Annotated in this window: 24 protein-coding genes; 16 read left to right on the top strand and 8 right to left on the bottom strand. The window is 36.3% G+C overall.

Annotated elements, in window-relative coordinates:
- Nucleotides 1–27 precede the first annotated feature (27 nt).
- Together MKX39_RS16040 and MKX39_RS16035 are read left to right on the top strand one after the other, a co-directional pair.
- Nucleotides 28–621 (top strand): ankyrin repeat domain-containing protein, encoded by a 594-nt coding sequence (locus MKX39_RS16040; protein WP_445678049.1) that lies wholly within the window; start codon nt 28–30, stop codon nt 619–621.
- A 105-nt stretch (nt 622–726) separates the two neighbouring features.
- Nucleotides 727–1,458 (top strand): MBL fold metallo-hydrolase, encoded by a 732-nt coding sequence (locus tag MKX39_RS16035; protein ID WP_340770431.1) that lies wholly within the window; start codon nt 727–729, stop codon nt 1,456–1,458.
- A gap of 861 nt (nt 1,459–2,319) precedes the next feature.
- Here the strand turns inward: MKX39_RS16035 and MKX39_RS16030 are convergent.
- Nucleotides 2,320–2,427 carry a putative holin-like toxin gene (locus MKX39_RS16030; protein ID WP_245762754.1) on the bottom strand — a complete coding sequence of 36 codons (108 nt, stop codon included), beginning with the start codon at nt 2,425–2,427 and terminating at the stop codon, nt 2,320–2,322.
- Between the two features lie 305 nt (nt 2,428–2,732).
- Here MKX39_RS16030 and splB point away from each other — a divergent pair, with 305 nt between their 5' ends.
- Nucleotides 2,733–3,761, top strand: coding sequence for a spore photoproduct lyase (gene splB, locus MKX39_RS16025; RefSeq protein ID WP_340770428.1), 1,029 nt, complete (start codon nt 2,733–2,735; stop codon nt 3,759–3,761).
- A gap of 252 nt (nt 3,762–4,013) precedes the next feature.
- On the opposite strand, the gene MKX39_RS16020 is transcribed toward splB, so the two are convergent.
- Entirely contained in the window at nt 4,014–4,409 is a 396-nt protein-coding gene (locus MKX39_RS16020; protein ID WP_340770425.1) for a pyrimidine dimer DNA glycosylase/endonuclease V, read from the bottom strand.
- A 162-nt stretch (nt 4,410–4,571) separates the two neighbouring features.
- On the opposite strand from MKX39_RS16020, the gene MKX39_RS16015 reads away from it, so the two are divergent.
- A complete protein-coding gene (locus tag MKX39_RS16015; protein WP_340770422.1) occupies nt 4,572–5,243 on the top strand; it encodes a DUF4386 domain-containing protein in 672 nt (223 codons plus the stop codon).
- A gap of 7 nt (nt 5,244–5,250) precedes the next feature.
- Here the strand turns inward: MKX39_RS16015 and MKX39_RS16010 are convergent, their stop codons facing one another.
- Nucleotides 5,251–5,835, bottom strand: coding sequence for a Crp/Fnr family transcriptional regulator (locus MKX39_RS16010; RefSeq protein WP_340770420.1), 585 nt, complete (start codon nt 5,833–5,835; stop codon nt 5,251–5,253).
- Between the two features lie 154 nt (nt 5,836–5,989).
- Here MKX39_RS16010 and MKX39_RS16005 point away from each other — a divergent pair, with 154 nt between their 5' ends.
- On the top strand, nt 5,990–6,694 hold the full coding sequence (locus MKX39_RS16005) for a DUF421 domain-containing protein (RefSeq protein WP_340763580.1): 705 nt from the start codon (nt 5,990–5,992) through the stop codon (nt 6,692–6,694).
- A gap of 78 nt (nt 6,695–6,772) precedes the next feature.
- Here MKX39_RS16005 and MKX39_RS16000 read toward each other — a convergent pair whose 3' ends face one another.
- Nucleotides 6,773–7,651, bottom strand: a complete 879-nt coding sequence (locus MKX39_RS16000) for a LysR family transcriptional regulator (protein WP_340770419.1) — start codon at nt 7,649–7,651, stop codon at nt 6,773–6,775.
- A 118-nt stretch (nt 7,652–7,769) separates the two neighbouring features.
- On the opposite strand from MKX39_RS16000, the gene hutG reads away from it, so the two are divergent.
- Both hutG and gltS read left to right on the top strand, forming a co-directional pair.
- Nucleotides 7,770–8,699, top strand: coding sequence for a formimidoylglutamase (gene hutG / locus MKX39_RS15995; RefSeq protein WP_340770416.1), 930 nt, complete (start codon nt 7,770–7,772; stop codon nt 8,697–8,699).
- A 10-nt stretch (nt 8,700–8,709) separates the two neighbouring features.
- Nucleotides 8,710–9,894, top strand: coding sequence for a sodium/glutamate symporter (gene gltS, locus MKX39_RS15990; protein ID WP_340770414.1), 1,185 nt, complete (start codon nt 8,710–8,712; stop codon nt 9,892–9,894).
- A 176-nt stretch (nt 9,895–10,070) separates the two neighbouring features.
- On the opposite strand, the gene MKX39_RS15985 is transcribed toward gltS, so the two are convergent.
- The 4 genes from MKX39_RS15985 to MKX39_RS15970 form a co-directional block, all read right to left on the bottom strand.
- Entirely contained in the window at nt 10,071–10,613 is a 543-nt protein-coding gene (locus MKX39_RS15985; RefSeq protein ID WP_093538259.1) for an NADPH-dependent FMN reductase, read from the bottom strand.
- A gap of 338 nt (nt 10,614–10,951) precedes the next feature.
- The gene (locus tag MKX39_RS15980) at nt 10,952–11,389 is read right to left on the bottom strand and encodes a GNAT family N-acetyltransferase (protein ID WP_340770412.1); all 438 of its coding nucleotides are present in this window, start codon (nt 11,387–11,389) and stop codon (nt 10,952–10,954) included.
- A 232-nt stretch (nt 11,390–11,621) separates the two neighbouring features.
- The gene (locus MKX39_RS15975) at nt 11,622–13,433 is read right to left on the bottom strand and encodes a cache domain-containing sensor histidine kinase (RefSeq protein ID WP_340770410.1); all 1,812 of its coding nucleotides are present in this window, start codon (nt 13,431–13,433) and stop codon (nt 11,622–11,624) included.
- A 1-nt stretch (nt 13,434) separates the two neighbouring features.
- Nucleotides 13,435–14,232 carry a response regulator transcription factor gene (locus tag MKX39_RS15970; RefSeq protein WP_340770408.1) on the bottom strand — a complete coding sequence of 266 codons (798 nt, stop codon included), beginning with the start codon at nt 14,230–14,232 and terminating at the stop codon, nt 13,435–13,437.
- Nucleotides 14,233–14,507: 275 nt separating this feature from the next.
- Here MKX39_RS15970 and MKX39_RS15965 point away from each other — a divergent pair, with 275 nt between their 5' ends.
- The 9 genes from MKX39_RS15965 (at nt 14,508) to MKX39_RS15925 (ending at nt 23,611) form a co-directional block, all read left to right on the top strand.
- Nucleotides 14,508–15,878 (top strand): ABC transporter substrate-binding protein, encoded by a 1,371-nt coding sequence (locus MKX39_RS15965; protein WP_340770405.1) that lies wholly within the window; start codon nt 14,508–14,510, stop codon nt 15,876–15,878.
- A gap of 277 nt (nt 15,879–16,155) precedes the next feature.
- Nucleotides 16,156–17,052 carry a carbohydrate ABC transporter permease gene (locus tag MKX39_RS15960; RefSeq protein WP_434092747.1) on the top strand — a complete coding sequence of 299 codons (897 nt, stop codon included), beginning with the start codon at nt 16,156–16,158 and terminating at the stop codon, nt 17,050–17,052.
- 14 nt (nt 17,053–17,066) lie between these two features.
- The gene (locus tag MKX39_RS15955) at nt 17,067–17,948 is read left to right on the top strand and encodes a carbohydrate ABC transporter permease (protein WP_340770402.1); all 882 of its coding nucleotides are present in this window, start codon (nt 17,067–17,069) and stop codon (nt 17,946–17,948) included.
- A 13-nt stretch (nt 17,949–17,961) separates the two neighbouring features.
- Nucleotides 17,962–18,876, top strand: a complete 915-nt coding sequence (locus MKX39_RS15950) for a dihydrodipicolinate synthase family protein (RefSeq protein WP_445678048.1) — start codon at nt 17,962–17,964, stop codon at nt 18,874–18,876.
- Nucleotides 18,877–18,894: 18 nt separating this feature from the next.
- Nucleotides 18,895–19,599: an N-acetylmannosamine-6-phosphate 2-epimerase gene (locus MKX39_RS15945; protein WP_340770400.1), complete on the top strand. Its 705-nt coding sequence runs from the start codon at nt 18,895–18,897 to the stop codon at nt 19,597–19,599.
- A gap of 5 nt (nt 19,600–19,604) precedes the next feature.
- On the top strand, nt 19,605–20,483 hold the full coding sequence (locus MKX39_RS15940; RefSeq protein ID WP_340770397.1) for an ROK family protein: 879 nt from the start codon (nt 19,605–19,607) through the stop codon (nt 20,481–20,483).
- A 290-nt stretch (nt 20,484–20,773) separates the two neighbouring features.
- Nucleotides 20,774–21,724, top strand: coding sequence for a sensor domain-containing diguanylate cyclase (locus MKX39_RS15935; RefSeq protein ID WP_340770394.1), 951 nt, complete (start codon nt 20,774–20,776; stop codon nt 21,722–21,724).
- 332 nt (nt 21,725–22,056) lie between these two features.
- Complete coding sequence (locus tag MKX39_RS15930) at nt 22,057–22,683, top strand: 3D domain-containing protein (RefSeq protein ID WP_340770392.1); 627 nt, start codon at nt 22,057–22,059, stop codon at nt 22,681–22,683.
- Nucleotides 22,684–22,852: 169 nt separating this feature from the next.
- Complete coding sequence (locus MKX39_RS15925; RefSeq protein ID WP_281249763.1) at nt 22,853–23,611, top strand: 3D domain-containing protein; 759 nt, start codon at nt 22,853–22,855, stop codon at nt 23,609–23,611.
- Nucleotides 23,612–23,662: the final 51 nt, after the last annotated feature.

Here is a 23,662-nt window from a genome sequence, read left to right as displayed (position 1 = left end):
GCGATGAATATAGGAGAGGATGAGACGATGAACGAGCAATTATTCAAAGTAGTAGAAGGCAAAGAGGTTGATAGAGTTAGAGATTTACTTGATAAAGGAGTAGATATCAATGCACAGGATACACAGGGGAGAACAGCGATCATGATTGCTACTTACGCAAATGACGTGGAAATGGTCAAGGTATTAATCGCTGAAGGTGCAGATGTAGATATTCAGGATAATATGCTTAATAACCCTTTTCTTTATGCAGGAGCAGAAGGATATATGGAAATCTTAAAGCTAATGATTGCAGCTGGAGCAGATCCAACGATCACTAATCGATATGGTGGAGTTGCACTCATCCCTGCCTCAGAACATGGGTATGTAGAGGTAGTGAACGAGCTTTTGACAAATACAAAGACTGACGTGAATCATGTTAATAATCTAGGGTGGACTGCTTTGCTCGAGGCTATCATTTTAAATGATGGATCTGAAAAACAGCAGCAAACGATTCGTTTATTAATCGAGCACGGAGCAGATGTAAATCTTGCAGATAAAGATGGGGTAACTCCGTTGGAACATGCGAGGGAAAAGGGATATAAAGAGATTGAAGAGATTTTGTTGGAAGCAGGGGCAAACTAATGATATGGGAATATTTTACAGAGTATTATATATAATTTGGTACTCCCTAATAGCGCATGATAATATGATGGAATCAGAAAGATTCATAGAAAGAGGCTAAAACCTATGGAATGCAGAGTAATTGGTATGTGGGGAGGATTTCCTAAAAAGAATGGTCCTTGTTCCGGATATTTAATCCAGCATGAAGGGTTTTCACTATTACTTGAATGTTGCAGTGGTGTCTTATCGGAGCTGCAAAATTATATAGATTTGAATGATATAAATCATGTTATTTTAACTCACTATCATTATGATCATTTCAGTGATATTGGATCGTATTTATTCTCTAGGTTGGTAAATACACAGTTAGGTAGAGCTTCGGAAGAATTATGTGTTTATGGACCGGCAGACGATGGGATGCAAAAGCAAGTGGAAGCTGTTGCTTATTCTCGTTTCACTTCATTTAACGAAAAGAGTCAATTAGAAATCGGACCATTCACCTGTACATTTAAGCGAAATATTCATCCAGTAGAAACGTATAGCATAAAAATTGTATGCGACAGCAAAAGTATTGTGTTCACATCTGATACTAGCTTTACGCCAGATTTAATAGATTTTGCTTCTAATAGCGATCTTCTTATTACTGAATGTAGTTTGTATGAAGGAATGGACGGGGAAGGTTCGGGACATATGACTTCCAAGGATGCCGGTATACTAGCGTATCAATCAAAAGCAAAAAGAGTGTTATTAACACATCTTCCACACTACGGTGATTTGAACGATTTAGTAGTTAGTGCGATAAACCAAGGAAATAAACATATTGAGTTAGCAGAGTCAGGAATGTTAATAGAAATATAAAATTGGTAGAATGAATGCTTGTTGAAAAGTATTCGTTCTACCAGTTTTTTTGAGCCTAAATAGGATTGCTTTTTTTATTTTGTGTCCTCACCATTTTAAGGCACACGATATAAATAGTTAGTAGAGGATATAAGATGATCGTAATTGAAAAGGTTAAGATGCTTGTGGCGGATAGAAGGGACACTGCGAGCAAGAGTTTATCCTTATTGGTCTTCCACCGTGTTATTCCTTTAATGCCTAGAATCGTCATAGAAAGGCAGATACCCAAAACCGTGGGAAAAAGTACGATGAAAAGTAAGCCCGCATAATGGAAAAATCCCCCTGGAAACAAAAGCGTGAATAGAACACTAGTATTCTCTATTTCTGGTTCTGGAAAAAGTTTGGAGAAGAGCGGTATAACTATTAATATAAAGTTGAATAAAAAGAATGCTAGTAGGGATTGGAATAGCATCATATTCTCGCTAGTCTTTGCTCTTAATCCGTAGATGGTTATCGCTATAATTATAGTCAACGAGATGAGCAGCATGAGTATTAGGAACACATTCATAGTTTCACCAACTTTCTTATTAATTATCATATCGTAGTTTCTATTAGTCTAGCAGATGTTGTCATCTGTCTCATTATCCTAGTGATAGTTAAGGCAATCTGATCCCCGTTGCTGTCTCTGTGTAGTGACAAAGGAGGGACAGGCAATAACTTGCGTATTTGTTGAATACAAAAAAGTTTCTGTATATAATGAACTTAGAATCATAAAATAAGAAAGACTGGATACGCTAATATCCAGTCCTACAACTGCTAACCGCAGAAAGAGCGGTTGGTCCTGGGTCAGAAAATAACCGTCAAACCTTTGCTGAGGGACGGTTATTTCTTTTTAGCAAAGAAAATAATCAATGTCACAACGATAGAAAAAGCTGCTAAAATTACAGCACTTAGCTGTATTAACAAACTGATTGCTTCGTATGTGGTCACTGGCATCACCTCCTTGAAAGGAAGTGACCAACCGCCCACTCTGCTATGCAATTGTGCCTTTATTATACCATTGAAACAGAATGAATATTCTATTTTAAAAGAGAAGATAGGTTTTAACTATTCCAGAAAAGAAACGGTTTTGTACTGTTTCTTTTCTGGATTTTCTTTGTTTAGAATCTCATGCTGAGTCTTGAACACTCACCGAAAATTAAGTCCACTTTCATAATTTCTCACTTTTAAGACAAGCTATAAAAAAGAGAAAGGTGATGGAATGGACAAAAATAATGGATTAGGTAGTTTGCAATATGAATAAACCCTTCGTACCACAGCTTGTATATTTTGAGCCTAACGCACTGGATTATCCACTTGGAAAAGAACTAAAGGATAAGTTCGAGAAAATGGGTATCGAAATCCGCTTTACTACTTCACACAATCAAATTCGGGATTTACCAGGTGAAACAGACGCTCAAAAATATCGCATTGCAAAATCTACCTTAGTTGTAGGTATTCGGAAAACGTTAAAATTTGATACATCTAAGCCATCTGCTGAATATGCAATCCCACTTGCGACAGGATGTATGGGGCATTGTCATTATTGTTATTTACAAACGACGATGGGCAGTAAACCATATATTCGAACTTACGTGAACGTGGAGGAGATTTTTGAAGCAGCGGATCGTTATATTGAGGAACGGGCACCTGAGATTACTCGTTTTGAAGCCGCGTGTACATCTGATATTGTGGGAATTGATTATTTGACGCATTCATTAAAAAGAGCGATTGAACATATTGGTCAAACAGAATTAGGTAGGCTTCGTTTTGTAACGAAATTCCATTTTGTCGATCATTTATTGGATGCTAAACACAATGGGAATACGCGATTCCGATTTAGTATAAATGCCGACTATGTGATTAAAAATTTCGAGCCCGGCACTTCTCCTTTGGATAAAAGAATCGAGGCTGCAGGGAAAGTAGCAAGAGCAGGATACCCGCTTGGTTTTATCGTTGCTCCCATCTACCTCCATGATGGCTGGGAGGAAGGCTACCGTCACATGTTCGAACGACTAGACGAGGAATTGCCAAAAGATGCAAGAGATGATATTACCTTTGAATTCATCCAACATCGGTTCACAAAGCCCGCGAAAAAAGTCATTGAGAAAAACTATCCAAAGTCAAAATTAGAGTTGGATGAAGAAAAAAGACGCTATAAATGGGGTAAGTATGGAATTGGGAAATACATTTATCAAAAGGACGAAGAGGAGGATATAAAATCCCATCTTTACGGCTATATGGATAAATACTTTCCGAATGCGAAGTTAGAATATTTTACATGAATCATTACAAAAAGCTTAAAACTCCTGGGAACAGGGGCTTTACGCTTTTTTTGATGGAATTAGTAGAAGAGGTTACTACTTAGTGCCAAACAAATCATTCGACTTGCGATTGTTAGTGATGAACATGCGATTTGAAGGATTTCATTTGCGATTCACCCAAAAACACGATGAGACTTGTGATTTGTGGTCCTGAGCTTGCGATTTCCGGGAAATGTATTGCGATTCTCGGAGTCGATCTTGCGATTTAATACTTCACACCATCGATTCATACATCTCCCTCAAAGCTTCATACCGCTCCTCATCAAAATCCTTCTGTCCACGAATAAATTTTTCTTTAAGATTGAAATAACATATTTCTAAATACTCCTTGTTATGATGACGAACGAATGGATTCGTCACTTTTTCAAAAGGGCCATCTGGGAAGTATCGTTCCATTTTATCAACAGTGCGAATGTTAATTTCTCGGGCACGCATTTCCTGTAGGACTAGTTCAGTATAAGAAAACAAATCATCTTTCGGATAGTCATAAATATAATTTATCAAAATATGCCGATCTTCCTTTGCATAAATACTATTTAACTCGCGCCACTGTGCCAGCAGCTGGGACTTCGGCAAAACGCTTAGTAAACTCTGGTGCCATAAACGCAAATAAATCATCTCCAGTTCAATCAGTTATAATAATTTCGCCTTTTTGTTCTTAATAACAGGCAATCTTGATTTAAGTCAATGAATCACTTTAACTTTCCTATTACAATTAAGTCAAAATAGTAATAGGGGGTCTTTATTATTAGTACACAAAGGAACGTAAATTTGAGAACAGCTGCTATAATTTCGGGCATTGCACTTATCATTATGGCCATTGTGGCAGGCTTTTCTTACGGTTATGTCCACAATAGTCTTGTCGTGCCTGGCGATGTGAGCACAACCTATCATAATATCGCTTCATCCATAACGCTATTTAAAGTGGAAATAGTGGGGTGGATTATTATCTTAATCTTAGACGTAATAGTCACTTGGTCATTTTATATCTTCCTCAAGCCGATTAATCAGGAGTTAGCATTACTGGCTTCCTGGTTACGTCTCACGTATGCAGTTATATTAGGAATAGGCATATTAAACCTGCTCTTTGTATTACTGCTCTCCAATAATGTACCCGTAACCGATCAACTTCAAGAAAGTATTACTTTCTATTTGGAAGCATTTGAAATGATTTGGGCTGTTGGATTAATTGTTTTTGGTTTGCATCTATTCATAGTGGGGTGGATTACTTTCCAGACAAATAGTATCCCTAAAATTATTTCTATTTTACTGGTAATAGCAGCAGTAGGATACCTTGGTATTCATGTATGCAAAACTTTACTTATCGATCAAAATATCATTACTACAATAGAATTTATTTTTAATATGCCTATGATAGCAGGGGAATTAGGTTTTGGATTGTGGCTACTATTTAAAGGTGGAAAAGTTATTAAAAAGTTTTGATTTCCTCTTACTTACTATCTATTTCCAAGCGTTTTTTTATTCTACTTAATGACTCTGGAGTTATTCCGAGATAGCTTGCCAGTTGATGTTGCGGTACACGATCAATTAGTTGAGGTCTTTTTATTAGTAATGTTTTAAAACGTTCTTCAGGAGTAGAGGCAATAAATGTAGCAAATTCATCTTGTACATTTGCGAAGTTTTCCTCAATCATCTTTCGTGTCATTACTTCCAACTGTGTATATTTGGTATACATGTTTTGTTCGATAGCTAAATCTCCAACGACGAGGATTGAATCCTCTAAACATAGGAAAGTGTAATCGGATGATTTGTCTAGTTTATGATTATTGAAAACTGCAATCGCCTGTTCTTCTGTGTAGAAATTGGACGTAACTTCTTTTCCATTTTCATCTACAGAATACTGCCTTATACACCCACTTAGTACAAAATAACATTTAGTTGGAACATCTCCTTGTCTAAAAAGGATTGTTCCTTTTTTAAGTTCGTCGATCTTTATTTCATTAGCGATGGTCTGTTGCTGTTCTTCAGTAAGAGTAGTGAATTTAGACATGTACTTAAACAATATACTTTTCATTTTGCTCTCCTTTTATCCAAACGCTTTTATCCTATAATACTACAAATCATTTTGAAGGATTATGTTCCTATAAATTTATCTTGTCATCATGACTAATAGAATAACATCCGTGCAAACTAAGTATTAGTAGCTCTTGTAAGAAAGGATGTGTCCTATGGATTTTTTTCAGAGTCAGGAAACACTTACTTCGATTGAGTGGGTATTGCGAGCCATTGTTGCATTTATCTTTTTAGTTATTGTAGCTAAAGTGATGGGTCAACGCGCCATCTCCCAATTAAGACTTTTAGATTTTGTTATGGCTTTGGTCATCGGAAATATTATTGCACATCCATTATCTGATGAGAACCTTGGACTTAAAGGTTCTGTTATTACAACAATTGTATTGGTTTCCCTATATCTTTGTGGTATTTATCTGATCCTTAAATGGCCGTGGTTTAGAAGACTAGTGACACCTCCACCCATTAACCTTATAAAAGATGGAGAAATCATTTATCAGGGATTAAAAAAAGCAAGAATTTCTATTGATGTGTTATTGGAGGAGCTAAGAGAAGAAAAAGTAGAAGATGTAAAGAAAGTGGCATTAGCTATTTGGGAGGCGGATGGGAAAATTTCCGTATTCTTAGATCCAAAATATAATCCACTTACACCTGCAAATTATCAGTTAGTAACAGAGCCCTTTGATCTACCAAAGTTAATCATTAAGGATGGAAAATTGGAATTAAAGGAGTTAATGCAAATCAATAGGGACGAACAATGGGTAGCTTCAAACTTAAAAACACAATACCAGACCGAAATAAAAAATGTTCTGCTCGCTACAATTGATAAGAAAGAAAATTTGAAGGTTTTTCTTTATAAGTAATTGAAGGGATTCTTAGTTTCATTTTATAAAACAACGCCCAAAGACTTCTCCGGGGCGTTTGTTTATGCTGCAATCTATTTAATGCATTGTCTTTATAAGCTCAAATAGCTTTCGTATACTCTCTGGAAATGTACGGTCTTTCATAGTACTTAAGTATACATTTCGACTTAGAAAATCACTGTGTACTTGGCGTGATATTAAGCTCTCGGATAAATGGTGGTTAACATATTGTTGGGGCAGTAGAGCGATTCCGAGCCCTTCTTCTACCAAAACTTTAATCATCTCAAATCTTTCTATTTTATATTGAATATGTGGTGTGATATTTTCTTGTTCAAATGCTTTTAATATTTGTGCACTCGTTTGAAATTCAGGCATTCCAATTATGAGGGATTCTTCCGCAAAATCTACTAGCGTTATTTTCTCTTTTGTAGCAAAAGGATGATCTTTTTTAGTTAGCACGACGTACGGTTCGGTATACAATAATTCGCTTTTTATTTCCTGATCGACAATATGCTGGTTTGTAATAACACCATGTACATTTAAACCTAATAACGCTTGACGAACCGTTTGATTGTACAATGTATCGATTAACGTAATTTGGTTTTGTGGATATTGTTTTTGATAGGCAATGATTACTTGTGAAAACCAGTGATTCGCTGACTCAATCATGCCTAATCTAATTTCTAATTGCTCGCCTTTTGCTAACTCCTTTAACTCAGTATCCATTACTTCAAATTGAGCAAGTAAACTTTTTGAACGTTCATAGAATTGCTGGCCTAATTCTGTTAGTTGAAATTTTTTGGTTGTGCGCTCTATAAGTGGTGCATTTATTTCTAATTCTAAGGTTTTTATTGCATTGCTTAATGAAGGCTGGGATATATGTAGAGATTTTGCGGCTCTTGAAAAGCTTTGATATTTTACAGTGGCATTGAAGTAATACATCCTCCGTAAATCCATTTCGCACCTCATTTATAGTTTTAAACTATTATAATATAAAAAAATAGTATTTGTTATTATAAATACATATAAATATAATGAAAATATGAATTTTTCAGTTTATAAGGAGACGAGCCTATTGTATAGAAAAACGGATGTGAGTATTTGGCAAGGTCGCATCGATCATGAGGTGGATTCGGCCTACTTTCGTTATCACCAAATTGTTCAAGTCGAACCAACAACTGAGCATGGAAAAATTGGCTTAGTAGGTTTTTCTTGTGATGAAGGTGTCCGGCGTAATAATGGACGTGTTGGTGCAAAAGATGCTCCTCTTGCTTTGCGTAAACAGTTGGCATCGTTACCATGGCGCAATCATGTTCAGCCAAATTCTTTAATGGATTTTGGGGATATCGTTTGTGAGGGGCATGAACTAGAACAGGCACAACTGGAATTGGGAGATAAAGTTTCTGACATCCTAACAAATGGGAAGGCAATTGTACTTGGAGGTGGGCACGAAACGTTATATGGACAATATTTAGGGGTGCGTAAAGCAGTAGGGGCAGAAGCATCCATAGGCTTGCTTAATATTGATGCGCACTTTGATATGCGTGCTTATGATGAACAAACCTCTTCTGGCACAATGTTTAAGCAAATTTTAGATGAGGATCCAAATGCACATTATTTCGTATGTGGCATCCAACAATATGGGAACACTACGGCATTATTTAATACAGCAGCTCATTATAATGTTCAATATTTTTTAGATGAACAATTGGAATCACCTCAGTTTAACAAAGATTTAACAGATTTTATGGACGCCCATGATGTATTACTCGTTACTCTTTGTATGGATGTTTTAAATGCTGCTGAAGCTCCAGGTGTCAGTGCACCATCTCCATTTGGATTATCCGCTATAAAAGTTCGAGACATTTTACGTCAGATGGTTTCACATAAAAACACGGTAAGTTTTAGTATTTGTGAAGTGAATCCTTCGCTTGATATAAACAACCAAACAGCAAAATTGGGGGCTTACTTTATAAATGAAGTAATTATGAATAGCTTCGAATAAACAAAGGGGAATGTATATGGCTATAAATCAAATTACAACATTATGTCTCGCAGTAACATTATTTTTAGTAGGCACTTTTTTAGTTAAAAGGGTAGGCCTTTTAAATCGTTTTTGTATTCCAGCACCCGTTGTAGGAGGCTTACTATTCGCAATTCTAGCAACTATCTTGAAGGGTTTAGACCTAATCGAGATTACGTTAGATACATCACTACAATCTATTTTCATGATTACCTTCTTTACAACTATCGGACTTGGTGCGAGTTTCAAACTTGTTAAATTAGGTGGAAAATTATTAGTAATCTATTGGTTAGCTTGTGGATTCTTAGCCTTAATGCAAAATGTGATTGGTGTTTCTTTAGCTAAATTAATGGATCTTCATCCATTGATCGGCGTTATGGCAGGGGCTGTATCTATGGAAGGGGGACATGGTGCGGCTGCGGCTTTTGGCGAAACAATTGAAGGGTTAGGAGTACCATCCGCAGTATCAATAGGGATGGCTGCAGCTACATGTGGACTGGTAGCTGGTGGACTTGTTGGTGGTCCTGTTATCGGCTACTTAATCCGTAGATTTGACTTAAAACCATCTTCTGAAGAAACAGAAGCATACGTTGAAAAATCACAACATCCGATTACAGACAAATCATTCATGATGCAAGTTTTCTTAATCACTTTCTGTATGGCTGTCGGTACATATGTAGGCGAATGGTTCTCTACTATAACAGGATTTGTTTTACCTGGTTATGTAGGTGCTATGTTCATAGCAGTAATCGTTCGTAATGTGGTGGATCGCATCAAGCCTGAACTAATCAATATGAGAGAAATAAATTTAATCGGTGATATTTCCCTTGGTATTTTCCTATCAATGGCATTGATGAGCATAAAGCTATGGGAAATTGCAGACTTAGCGTTACCGTTATTTATCATCGTTTTAGTACAAGTAATCTTCATCGTACTATTCGCTGTGTTCGTCCTTTTCCGTTTGCTTGGAAAAAACTACGATGCAGCAATTATGGTATCGGGTTTCCTTGGACATGGTCTAGGTGCAACGCCTAACGCAATGGCTAATATGTCTGCAGTAGTATCGAAATTTGGTCCATCACGGAAAGCATTCCTAATCGTACCGATTGTAGGAGCATTCTTAATAGATGTTTTCGGTATGCCAATTATTATAACAACTATTAATCTCTTTAAATAGAATACTGGGCATAGAAAAGCGCAAACCCTTGAATTTCGTCCCTGTGTAAGAAACATTCGCGTTAGTTTGAACAAACGTGAATGTTTGAACTTTCATGTTTGTTTGCTACACAGGGAACCAATCACTAAATGTAGGAAATAGAAAACACCTCTTCGATGAAGAGGTGTTTTTCAGTATTATAAGTAATTTTTCATCCATTCTTGGAAGTTGGCAATTACTGTATCAATAAACTCAACTGTTGCTTGGTCTGTTAATTCACCATTGTCATTGAATTTAGTATGTGCTGCTCCAACGTATACTTCGTTCATCGGTAGTAAAGGTGAATTTAAACCACTTGCGAATAGAATATCACGTAAATGCATTTGTGCTTTTACCGTACCCATAGCACCCATAGAAGCACCCATAATCATAGATGGTTTTCCTGTCATAACTTTATCTACACGACTCATCCAGTCAATAGCGTTTCCTAAAACACCTGGAATCGTAGAGTTATATTCGGGTGTTATCCAAAGAACAGCGTCGGCTGCTTTTACTTTTGCTTTAAAGTCTAATACTTCCTGTGGTGCATCTAACTCGATATCTTGGTTATACATTGGAATCGGTTTTAAATCTAAGATCTCTAGCTCAAACTTCTCCGCATAGCGTGTTTGTAGATGTTTTGCTAGTTTCAAATTGAATGAATCTTCTCGGATACTTCCTACAATTGCTACTAATTTCATGATGTGTTCCCTCCAAAGTTCTAGTTAGTGGAAATTTGTGATTTCCATTATAAGTGTGTGTGACTGCTAGTTGTTAAAAGTGACACAATATAAGTAGCAGACTCTTTATATTGTGTCATTTTTTCAACTTTAGTCCTTTGTTAGTATAGGAGGTTACTAAAAGTAAGTCAAAGAATTTGGCTCGCTGCTATATATAATACGTCTTCGCGACAAATATAGCTGTTGATCCTTAAAGCTAGTGGTTTATTTAAAATGCACAATAAGGAGTTAGGATATATTCACCACTCACTTATTGTGTTGTCCTATTTTACTAAGGCTTCGTGTGAAAATTTCCAAGCTTATAATGGTAAACTCATAGAAACTGTTCTTAACTTAAATCCTATGCTTTCATAAAGTTTAATAGCTTGATTTCCTGCAAATGCACTAAGACGAACTTCAGAGTATCCATTTAATCTTAGCTGGTCAATGGCTGTTCTCATTAACAGTTTGGAAACTCCATTCCCTCTAAATTCTTCTTTAACAAATAACTCATAAATAAATCCATTCATCTTATCAGTAAATTGGTCTTTACTCTCCCCTAAAAGAATCCACCCAATTATTTTACCGTTCTCTGTTGCTATTAAATAATAGCTCCCCTTTTCTAATAGTGGTTCCATAAGACTTTTTACTTTTTCAATTGTAGGTTTTACTTCACCCAATGTGCCGTCAAATACGGCTTGTGGAGAAAGTAAAAGAACCTCTTTAAGTTCGCAATCACTAGGTCTTCTTATATCCATTAAAAGAGTCATTCCTTTCAAAGTTCTTTGATATATTCTAACATAATATTCCAGATATCTATTTCTAGTAATTCAACTAACCTGTCATTTTAGTTCAATTTAAACCACAGGAATAACGAAAAAAAGTGATACTGGCTGTGTATTATGTCCAACCAATACCACTATTCATTTACTCGTTAATAATATAGAAAACATTTGTCCAAGCTCTTCCGAAATGTCCTGAGTTTTCTTATTATGAAAGGGCTGGAATTCGAACTGTTAAAGTAGTGCCTTCTCCTAACACACTATCAATAGTGATTCCATATTTGTTGCCGAAATAATATCGGATTTGATCGTGTACATTTTTAAGTCCGATATGTTCTTCGGTTAACGTGTTAGATGATTCTTCTAGATAATCTCGCAATTGCTGAACTTTTTCTGGATTAATACCTACTCCGTTATCTTGAATCTTAATAAGTAGGTCTTTGCCTGAAAAGGTAGAAGAAAGTTCTAGCGTGCCTTGTCCAAGCATCGGTTCTAAACCATGAATAATTGCATTCTCCACTAGGGGCTGTAGGGAAAAATGTACAATGTGTATGGAATTACTATGTGGTGCTAAGTTTTCGATATACTGTATTTTGTCCCCAAATCGCATTTGCTGCACTTGTATATATAAGCGAATATGTGTGAGTTCTTCTTCCAATGTGATAGTTTCTTTTCCACTTTGTATAGTGATGCGGAATAACTGTCCCAGGAGTCCAATCATTTCTGCAATATCTCGTTGTTTGTTGATGACCGCCTTCATTTGAATTGATTCGAGGGCGTTTGCTAAAAAGTGTGGATTGACCTGACTTTTTAGCGCGCGGTAATGTGCTAGTTGTTGTTGGGCTTTGAGATAAGAGGCTCGTTCTATATAACCTTTTAAGTTAGTAGTCATTTTACTAATCCCTTGATATAAAACACCGAATTCATCTTGACGTTCACTAGTTAAGTTAACATTGAATTGTCCACTTCCAATTTTTTTTACTTGCTTACTTAAAAAGATAATAGGTTTAGTCACACGTGAATATAAGATCACCATAAACAACATAGCCATAGCTATGGAGAAGAGTGCTAACCATAAAATAACCTGACGAAGGATATCTGCATGCTTCGTCATTTCTTGTTCCTCAATATATTGTATAACTGTCCATCCGGAGTATGGAGAAGTAACATAGTTAAAGAAAGAGTTAACTTCATTTACTTCGGCATAGAAGCTTCCGTTATCTGTTTGAGTATCTGATATTGCTTGCTGAATAGGTGTTTTAAATTTTTTGTTAGAGTTAACCTGATTTAAATCAGAAGCATAAATAATATTGCCAACGTCATCCATAATAACGAAGTTTCGATTGCTATTCTCTGATAGGTTTAAGATATTGCGGAGTGAATCTAAACGGATATCGATTAGTAGAACACCTAAAGGATTCCTAGTACCACTTTTGTTAATGACCCTTGCGATAGAAATAACAGATTCACTAGAGTTAGGGCGATGAAAGGGTTGGTGGGTTCCAAATAATACTCTTTTTCCTTTTTGGGCCACCGTTTGTTTATACCATTCCTCGCTTGAAAGGTTACTAACATCGTAAACAGCTCTTTTAAAGCTCGAGTAAAATACACGATTGTCTAAAAAGATTTGTACACTGTCTACATTATCAATGGTCATTTCAATACTGCTGATGAAATGTTCAATGGCATTTTCGTATTCTAGACTTTGAACATAGTCCTTGTCGGAGTCCGTTTTCCCCCAATTTTCTAATGCATTTTGAAGATTACTATCCATATGAGCTGTTAAAGCTCCAATTTCCACACTCCGCAAATATTGATCGAAATTAAATGATAAATTATTGAGAATCAGGTTCGAACTATTTTGATATTCACTTTTTGCTGATTGTATAGAGAAGATATATATAATAACGGATAAAATTAGCAACGGTATGGTAATTGTTATAATCATTAGACTGAAAATTTGATAGTTAACATGTTTAAACTGACATATTTGAAAGAGTCGTTTTAGTTGTTTCATCATGTTATATCCTTAATTGTTTTCGGTATTCCGTAGGTGTCATTTGCGAAATACTTTTAAATAATTTAACGAAGTGTTTATAGCTTTTATAGCCACACATAAGTGACACGTCATTGATGGAGTATTTGGATTCTTTTAGACATTCTAGCGCATAGCGAATTCTGATTTCGCTTACAAAGGTCATATAGTTCATATTTAGTTTTGTTTTAAATAACCGACTTAAATACGATGGATTATAAAAGAAATGATCCGCAACCATATTGAGTGTTAACTCTTGGTTAATATGCTTTTTTATATAGGATTCAATTTTTTTGAACAGTTGGAGATCCTCTTGAGAAAGCGTTTCCATTCTATTCAAAATGAGAGAGGAATCCAGTATATTTTGCGTGCTCTCTATAGTTTCTAGGGATCCTAATTGCTTCTTACGGATTTTTTCTATGCATTCCACAATAACTGAAAAACTCTTGTCATACTGTAATGGTTTGAGTAAATAATCGTGTACCCCGCCGTAGTGAATAGCTTTTTGTGCATATTCAAATTCGCTATGCCCAGTTAAAATAATGAAGATAGCGTCAGGTAACTTTGGTCGTAGATGACCTATCATTTCAAGTCCATCCATTACGGGCATTCGAATATCTGTAATGATTAGGTGAGGTAATTCGATTAAAGCTGTATCTACTCCATCTTTGCCATTCTCTGCTTCCACAATGGTTTCAACCCCTAATTCCTTCCAATCAAAATATTGCTTTAAGCCAGAACGTATGACAGGTTCATCTTCAACTATCATTAATTTGTACATCATATTCCCCCAAAATGATTTAATAGTAGTTGTTGTTATAGAACACGTTTAGACATTTTTCTATGCCATTTTTTCCTAGTGTACATGATAAAGTAGAATTTCCCAATAGGTAATTATATGAGCATTCAGATAATTTTATATGTTTAGAGTGTATATGTCAGAATGGGAGTATGAATGTAAAATAAGAGGGATTGTAGATAGAGCTCTATAACTCTATGATAAAAACAGGTAATGAAAGCGCTTACCAATATTTCAAGATTCATAATAGGGGGGATACTATGCAAGGTTCAAAGAGAAGGTTCATTTTGTTTATCGCAATTGCATTTGTTGTATCAATGTTCTTGGCAGCTTGTAGTGAGGATGCTAGTGAAAAAGAAAAAGATGATTCTACAAAAGTTCCAGCTTCTAGTGACGCAAAATCAGTAGAAATAACATGGTGGAATTTTCCCAACTTCCAGGCTTTAGATGGAGAAGTAGGGAAGTATGAAGAAGGAATTATAGCAGCTTTCCAGGAGAAAAATCCTGATATTAAAGTGAATTTAGAAATGCTAACTTTTGAAGGTGGTCCGGAAAAGCTTAACGTGGCTATTGCTACAAATACAGCGCCAGACGTAATTTACGATGCTCCTGGAAGAATTATTGACTGGGGAAAAAAAGATTTACTTGCACCGTTAAATGACATGATGCCAGAAGAGGTAATGAGTGATATTTCTCCAGCTTTGTTAAAGCTATCGATGGTTGGGGAGGAAGTATTCATGTACCCATTCAATACAGGACCATTCATGATGGCGGTAAATAAAACATTGTTTGAGGAAATTGGAGAACTTGATTTATTGCCTTTAGATCGACCAGATCGTACTTGGACTGTCGAAGAATATGAAAAAGCTCTAAATGCAGTGAAAGAAAAAGCGCCAGATATTATACCTTCTGGGTTTTATGCAAAGAGTGTTGCAGGTGATCAAGGAACACGAGGTTACATTACGAACTTAGGTGGAAGTAGATTTTTAAATGAGGATTATAGCGAAGTAGCGATTAATTCAGCTGCTGGTGTAAAAGGTCTTGAGTGGGTTGTGCAAGCTTCTAGAGATGGATTAGTAGCACCGGGTGCAGCTTCACTTGAAGCAGGAGATCATAATGATTTGTTCCTGCAAGGGAAAATGGCATTTGCTATTAACTATTCTGCTGTACTAAAATCACTATTTGCTCCAAATAAAACAGAAGACTTTGAAGATGTATTATTACCTTATCCAACTCCAGATGGTTCAGATCCAAAGCTTGAGCCGTTTCTTGGAGGGTTAGCTGTATTCAACAATGAAGATGACAAAAAGGTAGAGGCTTCTAAGAAATTAATCGACTTTATCGTGAATGATCCAGAATGGGGCGAAAAGAACCTTATTCAAACTGGAGGATTGTCAGCGCGTAACTCCGTAACGGGGATATACGAAGGGTCTGAATATGACTACTCAGAGTTAGCACGTAAATTTATAACAGATCCTCCAACTACTGCAGATGGTTATGCTGAAATCCGTACTTTCTGGTTCCCTGCGCTGCAAGAAGCAATTCTTGAAACGAAAACACCGAAAGAAGCATTAGATGAGTTTGCGGAAAAAGCGAATGCAACGATTGAAAAAGCAAAATCTGCAAAATAGTATTACCGATATTACACAGCAGTATGAATAGATGGAAAAGGAGCAGCATCATTGATGTCTTGCTCCTTTCTAAAAAGAAAAATTAGTCAAAAGGATGCTTGCCATCGCCCGCGGAGGCCAACAGGATGTGGTCACAAAGGCGTTGCCACACGAGGTGGCGCTCTTAGCCTCTGAAATCAGTAGTATTATTCATTTTTTAAAATTCCATGAACTCAGTGTTCATCCTCCATATTTATATACTTATCTAAAAAAAGAATTAGATTGAGGTGGTAGTAAATTGTTAGCAACTATTCGTAAGCCAAACAAACACAAATTGCACGATTGGTTGATGAGTTATTTGTTCTTGTTACCAGCGTTAACATTTTTCCTCATTTTTGTTGTATATCCTATGTTAAGAGGGATATATATGAGTTTCTTCGACTATAGCATTACAAGCTTTGAATTCATTGGATGGGAAAACTATGTAACGTTGTATCATGATGAAACTTTCCATAAGTCACTCATAAATACGATTGTATTAGTTGCTGTTGCAGTTCCTATAGTTATCGGCTTCTCTATTTTCGTCGCAATGGCGATTTACAAGAAAAGTGAGTTTATCCGGTCATTTTGTAGAGGCATCTTTTATCTGCCAGCGGTTACTTCTGTTGTAAGTGTGACCGTCGTATGGGGGTGGATCTACCATCCAAACTTTGGACTGCTAAACTATATAACTAATTTTTTCGGAATGGAGCCAATATCCTGGCTTGGAGATCCAAAAACAGCATTAATGGCCATAACAGTCATATTAATCACAACATCTGTCGGTCAGCCGATCATTTTATATGTTGCTTCTTTAGGTAATATTCCTGCCAGTTATATAGAAGCTGCTCAAATTGACCGTGCAAGCCCAGGACAAATTTTCCGCAAAATTATTTGGCCATTACTAATGCCAACAAGCTTGTATGTAATTGTCATCACTACTATAAATTCGTTTCAGTGTTTTGCACTTATACAATTACTTACTTCCGGCGGACCAATTCATAGTACCTCGACGGTCATGTATGGTGTTTACCAACAAGCATTTCTTTTAGGTAACTTTGGTATAGCCTCAGCTATGGGGGTAATTCTAGCCATTATCATTGGCATAATTTCAATCATTCAATTTAAATACTTAGGGAATGACGTGGAGTATTAAAAGGAGGAAACATCTTGAAAGCAATATCTCCGGTAAAAATGAAGAAAGAAAAAGATGGGCGTGGACGTCCAAAATGGTTTCGCGACTTAAGCGCATTTAAAATAATATCCACAATTATATTAGTCCTCTCTGGATTATTCTTTTTGTTCCCACTTTACTGGATTGTTACTGGCGCGTTTAAATCTCAAGTTGTAGCAATCACAATTCCACCAGAATGGTTTCCGTTAAATCCTATACTGGATAACTGGGTAATATTATTTAACAATCCAGTTTGGCGTTGGACATTTAATAGTTTCTTCATAGCAAGTGCAGAGATGATTGCCGTATGTTTTGTAAGTGCAACAGCAGGTTTTGTACTAGCAAAAAAGGTATTTCCTGGTCGTAAGCTTATCTTTATCGCACTTATCGCTGCAATGGCGCTACCTAAACAGGTTATTTTAGTTCCGCTGTTTACGATGCTGGCAGATTTGGGGTGGGTAGATACATATAAAGGACTAATCATTCCCGCAATTGGCTGGCCATTTGGAGTTTTCTTGATGAAGCAGTTCTCACAAACAATACCAAATGAACTCCTAGAAGCTGCAAAAATAGATGGCTGTGGTGAGATTCGTTCATTTTTCCATATCGTGTTGCCAATGCTTAAACCAGCAATCGGTGCTTTGGCCATTTTCACCTTCATGTTAAGTTGGAATGATTATTTTAGCCAACTTGTTATTACGCGTTCCACGGATATGATGACTCTGCCATTAGGTATTGCAACCATGCAGGGTGAATACAAAACAGATTACGGTGTAATGATGGCCGGTGCTGCATTAGCTTCTGTTCCTATGATCATCATCTTCATGCTTTTCCAAAAATCATTCACACAAGGAATTACAATGGGTTCTATCAAGTAAAAAGGTGGGGATTATATTGCTAAACAAATTTAAGGGAATCATACCTGCTTTTTATGCTTGCTATGATGATGCAGGGGAAATATCACAAGAGAGAATAATAAAATTAAGTCAGTATTTATATGAAAAAGGGATCAAGGGTCTCTATGTGGGGGGAAGTTCGGGCGAGTGTATATATCAATCTCTTGCCGAAAGAAAGGCAACACTCAAGTATGTTGCGGAAAGCCTGCAAGGGAAATTGACGCTCATCGCACATGTCGGAGCACCATCTACTAAGGAAAGTGTGGAATTAGCCAAGTATGCGGAGGAATTAGGCTATGACGCGTTATCTGCTATTCCCCCGATCTATTTTCAACTACCTGAAAGTGCGATTGAAAAATACTGGTTGGAAATTATGAATTCAACGGAATTGCCATTTATCATTTACAACATTCCTCAAACGACGGGCTATAACCTTTCTGTTTCGTTACTGAAAAGGCTATTAAAAAATGATAAGCTAATCGGCGTTAAGAATTCTTCTATGCCAGTGATGGATATTGAGCGATTTAAAGCAGCAGCCCATGAGGAATTTATCGTTTTTAATGGACCAGATGAACAATATGTGTCTGGTAGATTAATAGGGGCAGATGGAGGAATTGGTGGAACGTATGGAGTAATGCCGGAGTTATTCTTAAAAGCAGAGGAATTTATTGCAACAGGTAACTTCTCAAATGCTAGAGAAATCCAACATGATATTAACGATATTATTATTGCACTTTGTTCATTGAATGGTTCGATGTATTCCGTTATAAAAGAGATTTTAAAAATAAGAGGCATAAATATTGGAAGTGTCCGAGGTCCATTAGAGGCACTACATGGAGAAGATTTAGGAAAAGCAGAAGGTATTAAAAGGATGATTGATGAGGCAATCGAAAAATATCAAATGGCTTAAGTATGGAGATGAATATAGATGAAACGTAAAGAGGAAATATTAAAATCCATCGAGCGTGAACTCATCGTTTCTTGCCAGGCTTTGCCTGAAGAACCATTGCATAGCCCTTACATTATGGCAAGAATGGCTTATGCTGCAATGTTGGGTGGCGCAAAGGGGATTAGAGCGAATAGCATTGATGATATTAGAGAGATTAAAAAAGCAGTTAACCTGCCGATCATTGGAATTATTAAACAGGTCTATGATGAATCGAATGTTTTCATCACACCTACACGTAAAGAAATAGATTTACTCTATCAGGAAGGCGTCGAAATTATTGCGATTGATGCAACTAATAGGATTAGACCTGATGGTAGAGTAATTAGCGAAGTTTTTCCAGCTATTCGTGAACAATATAGGAACCAATTGTTTATGGCTGATTGTTCCACTTATGATGAAGCAAAACAAGCATATGAATTAGGTTTTGATTGCTTAGGTACTACACTTAGTGGTTATACAACATATACTCAAGGTACTAAATTACCAGATGGGGAGCTGATTGCAAACCTAGTTAGAGATTTTCCAATTCCAATCATTGCAGAGGGTGGAATTTGGACACCTGAGGAACTAAAGGAAGTATTCGAATTAGGTGCATATTCAGCGGTAGTGGGAACTGCCATTACGAGACCGATGGATATTACGAAAAGATTTGTAAAAGCCGTAAAGTTCGATCTAGAAGGGTGAAGCCGATGAATATATTAGCTATCGATATTGGTGGAACATCTATTAAACTTGGTATCTCTGATGAAAAAGGAAATATAGTAAATTTTCAAGAGTTCGAATCTCAAGCTAAAATGGGAGGGAAACATTTAATAGAAAGAATAATTCAGTTAGTCAAAATGAATTATGTAGACTTTCAAGCTATTGGCATTAGTACTGCTGGGCAGGTTAATAGTAAAGAAGGCTCTATCACCTATGCAAATGATAACATTCCTAATTTTACTGGTATGAGGTTAAAGGATATTTTTGAGTTGACTTTTAATGTCCCAGTTGCTGTAGAAAATGATGTGAATGCTGCAGCGTTAGGGGAAAAAAAGTTTGGTGCTGGTAAAAGGTATACTGACTTTTTATGTTTAACCTATGGAACTGGTATAGGTGGTGCTATTGTATATAATTCTAGTATCTATAGAGGATTTAATGGCTCAGCAGCTGAGTTTGGACATATCATTCTATATCCAGGTGGAAGGAAATGTACTTGTGGCTTTTTAGGCTGTTATGAAGTGTATGGTTCCACGACAGCCTTAGTTGAAAAAGCACTTCAAGTCGATCATAAGTATGCGAACGGTCGAGCAATATTTGAAGGGCTTGAAAGAGGTAATACAGAACTGGAGAAGATTCTGAATGCATGGATAATCGATGTAGCATATGGTTTAGTTTCATTGACCCACATATTCAATCCGCCTGTAATTATATTAGGCGGTGGAGTTATGGAACAGGATAAATTAGTATCATTGGTAAACAGTAAAGTGAAGGAACTAGTAATGGAAAGCTATTCCGACATAGAAATTGTAAAGGCAACACTCGGTAACAAAGCGGGGTTATTAGGTGCAGTTTCCTTGCATTTATGAGTGAACCTTAGTGTAAGTCTTAAGTTCTTTTCAACTGAGAAATAATCGTTCTATCCAATTAGAGGTAGCGGATATTTCTTTTTTTATAAGGATAATAAATTATGTGAGGGTATTTAGACATATATGGGTAAATATATTAGGTTCCAAATCGATATAAAAATAACCTTTCACCCATTGTTTTAAGGGCTTATAAATAGTAAAATTGTCAAAGTAACAGGAAAAAAGACATGAGTTAATTTAACTACTTTATATGCAATTATAACTATGATAGATGTGAAGGGAATTTTTGGATGTGGATATTGAGTGTACTATTAGTAGTACTTATTATTGTAATTCTTCTATTAAACTTTAAACGGTCAAAGTTACAACAAGAGGTAGACTCTGTAATCCCAATGCTAGAAGTCGTAGAAAACTTAAAAGATATTATGTACTATTGCGAGTTAAAGCCAAACTTAAAATATCGCTATTTAAGTCCTGTAGTAGACCAGTTTTTTGGAGAGGGTGCTATGCAGGAACATATAAAAAATCCTAGTATAATCTTTCGTGATCTTGTGCATCCGGATGATCGTCATATTTTAGTGAAGAAAAATAATGGCGAACTGGATTATAGTAAGCCCATCGTAACTAGACTGAAAAACACGGATGGTAAATACATTTGGTTTGAGGAATATGCTACACCTGTATATGACCAGGAAAGGCTAATTGCTATTCAAGGAGTGTTAAGAGACATAAGTGAAAAAGTGGAACTGCAACAGAAACTAGAATACAAAGTCACCCATGACGCTTTGACGAATGTATATAATCGAGGTTTTTTTGAATCACAGTTAGATTACTTCAACTGGAAAAGAGATGTCCCTGTTGCAGTTCTCATATGTGATGTAGATGAACTAAAACTAGTAAATGATCATTTTGGACACAGAGTAGGGGATTCTTTAATCCGTGAAACAGCCAAATTATTAAATAGTACAGTAATTGAAAATGGGATAGTAGCAAGAATAGGTGGGGATGAATTTGCTGTTATATTCATCAATACTGAATTATTACATATTGAAAAGTATTTAACGGATCTTCGAAAAAAAATTGATCTTTTTAATAGTGTAAGTAGACCTTACCGTGTTAAAATATCGGTTGGTTATGCATATAGTCCATCTTCTTTAGGGAAAATGGATGCTCTATTCGTGGAAGCGGACAAAAAGATGTATGAAGAAAAAATAGGCAAAAGAAAACTTGTAGAGTTATAAAAAAAGAAAGTGATCTAAAGCCTTGAAATCATGATAGTTCAATATCCAATTAAATAGAAAGTAAGAAGCTGCCAATCCTCTTTGGTAGCTTCTTTTTTGCGTTACAAATAATGATTCGATGTATTTAAAATACTTATTTCCATATAAATCCTTACATAAAATAATTGTTTTGATGCATATTAAAACAGTCGACAACTTCAGATTTTAAGAGACCTCTATAATGTGCGCTTTGGAAAGCTACCTATTGCACTTATATACAGAAATGTTTGTATCTCTCTTTTTTAGGGCAATACATAAAAGGGATTATTGAAAAGTACATCGGAGGTATAACATTGAAAAATAGAATTATAATATTTACACTAATATTTATAAGTATAACTTTATCTACAGCAAGTGCTTCAGAACCATTGATAAACCAACTAGATTTACCAAATACAAAGGTAGAGGATACACCTATCGTAGAAGAAAGTCTTCCAGATCCAACTATTCATACAGTTGTAGAAGGAGATAATCTGTATGATATTGCGGAAGCTTATAATGTTCCCATTGACTTACTAATGGAGTGGAATGGATTGTCTGATCATGTGATTTATCCAAAAGACCAGTTAATACTAAGTAAGGATGCGGAGCTAGTGAAGCACCCAAGTACTATTCCGCCAGACGGACCAGGACTAGAGATGATAGTGGAGGCAACAGCCTATACAGCCTATTGCTATGGCTGCATCGGCATAACTGCTTACGGTATCGATCTAAGATCTAATCCAGAAGAGAAAGTGATTGCAGTGGACCCTACAGTTATTCCGCTTGGCACTAAAGTGTGGGTAGAAGGATACGGAGAAGCAATTGCTGGGGATACTGGTGGTGCTATAAAAGGTAATCGAATTGATGTGTTCATTCCTACTTATGATGGAGCAATTGAGTGGGGAAGACAGGAAATAATATTGAAAATCCTGGAGTAATTTAGATGTAAACTATGTGTATATAACACCATTTTTCCAAACAGATTTTATATGTTTGGGAGGATGGTTTCTTTTTATTTTGTTAGAATGTTTGTTTTTGAAAGTTTTTGGGCAATACTTAATCAAATTTAAAAGTGATTGAAAGATTGCTTGTAAGGAGGATAAAGTATTGAAAGCAAAAACGTTGTTAATGATTTTAGTAGCTACTTTTTCGATGAGCTCAGTAACGTACGCTGCTGATCCATTTCTAGTCGCCACTAGTGATGGAGAAGAATTTGATATATACAATTCAGATAGCGTCGCGGATTTTTCTTTTTTTGATGATGCACTAAATATCGAACTAGCTTATGATTTTCTACTGGAACCTAAGACATATACGGTAGAAAAAGGGGATAATCTATTTAGGATTGCTCTAGAGCATAGTATTTCATTGGAATCTCTGATGGAATGGAATAATATCGAAGGGGAACTAATCTTACCTGGCGATGTATTAACTGTAAGCAACACTGGTATTCCTGAAACTATTAAGAAGGTAGCGGCTGCTTCAACAACTGTAGCTAGAAGTTCCCCACCAACTAATACGGTGGAAGAACCAAAAGTAACCGTATCTTCTTCCAAAGAAGAGCCGGAAAGTTATGGAGCAGAGATGACGGTTACCGCCACGGCTTACACAGCGTATTGCGCAGGGTGCTCAGGGACGACCGCATATGGAATCGATTTGCGAGCTAACCCCAATCAAAAAGTAATAGCAGTAGATCCTCGGGTAATCCCATTAGGTACAAGAGTGTGGGTAGAGGGTTATGGAGAAGCAATAGCTGGTGACACAGGGGGAGCTATTAAAGGCAATAAAATTGATGTTTTTATCCCTTCTCATGATAATGCTATCGCTTGGGGAGTCAAAGAAGTAAAACTTAGAGTTATCAATTAAATCCCAAAAAACAGATCAGCGACTTATGCTGATCTGTTTTTTTAGTAATAC

The organism is Psychrobacillus sp. FSL K6-1464, from assembly GCF_038003145.1.
Classification (GTDB): domain Bacteria; phylum Bacillota; class Bacilli; order Bacillales_A; family Planococcaceae; genus Psychrobacillus; species Psychrobacillus psychrotolerans.
Note: the sequence above shows the minus strand (reverse complement) of the source record. Positions and strands in the feature narration are given on the sequence as shown.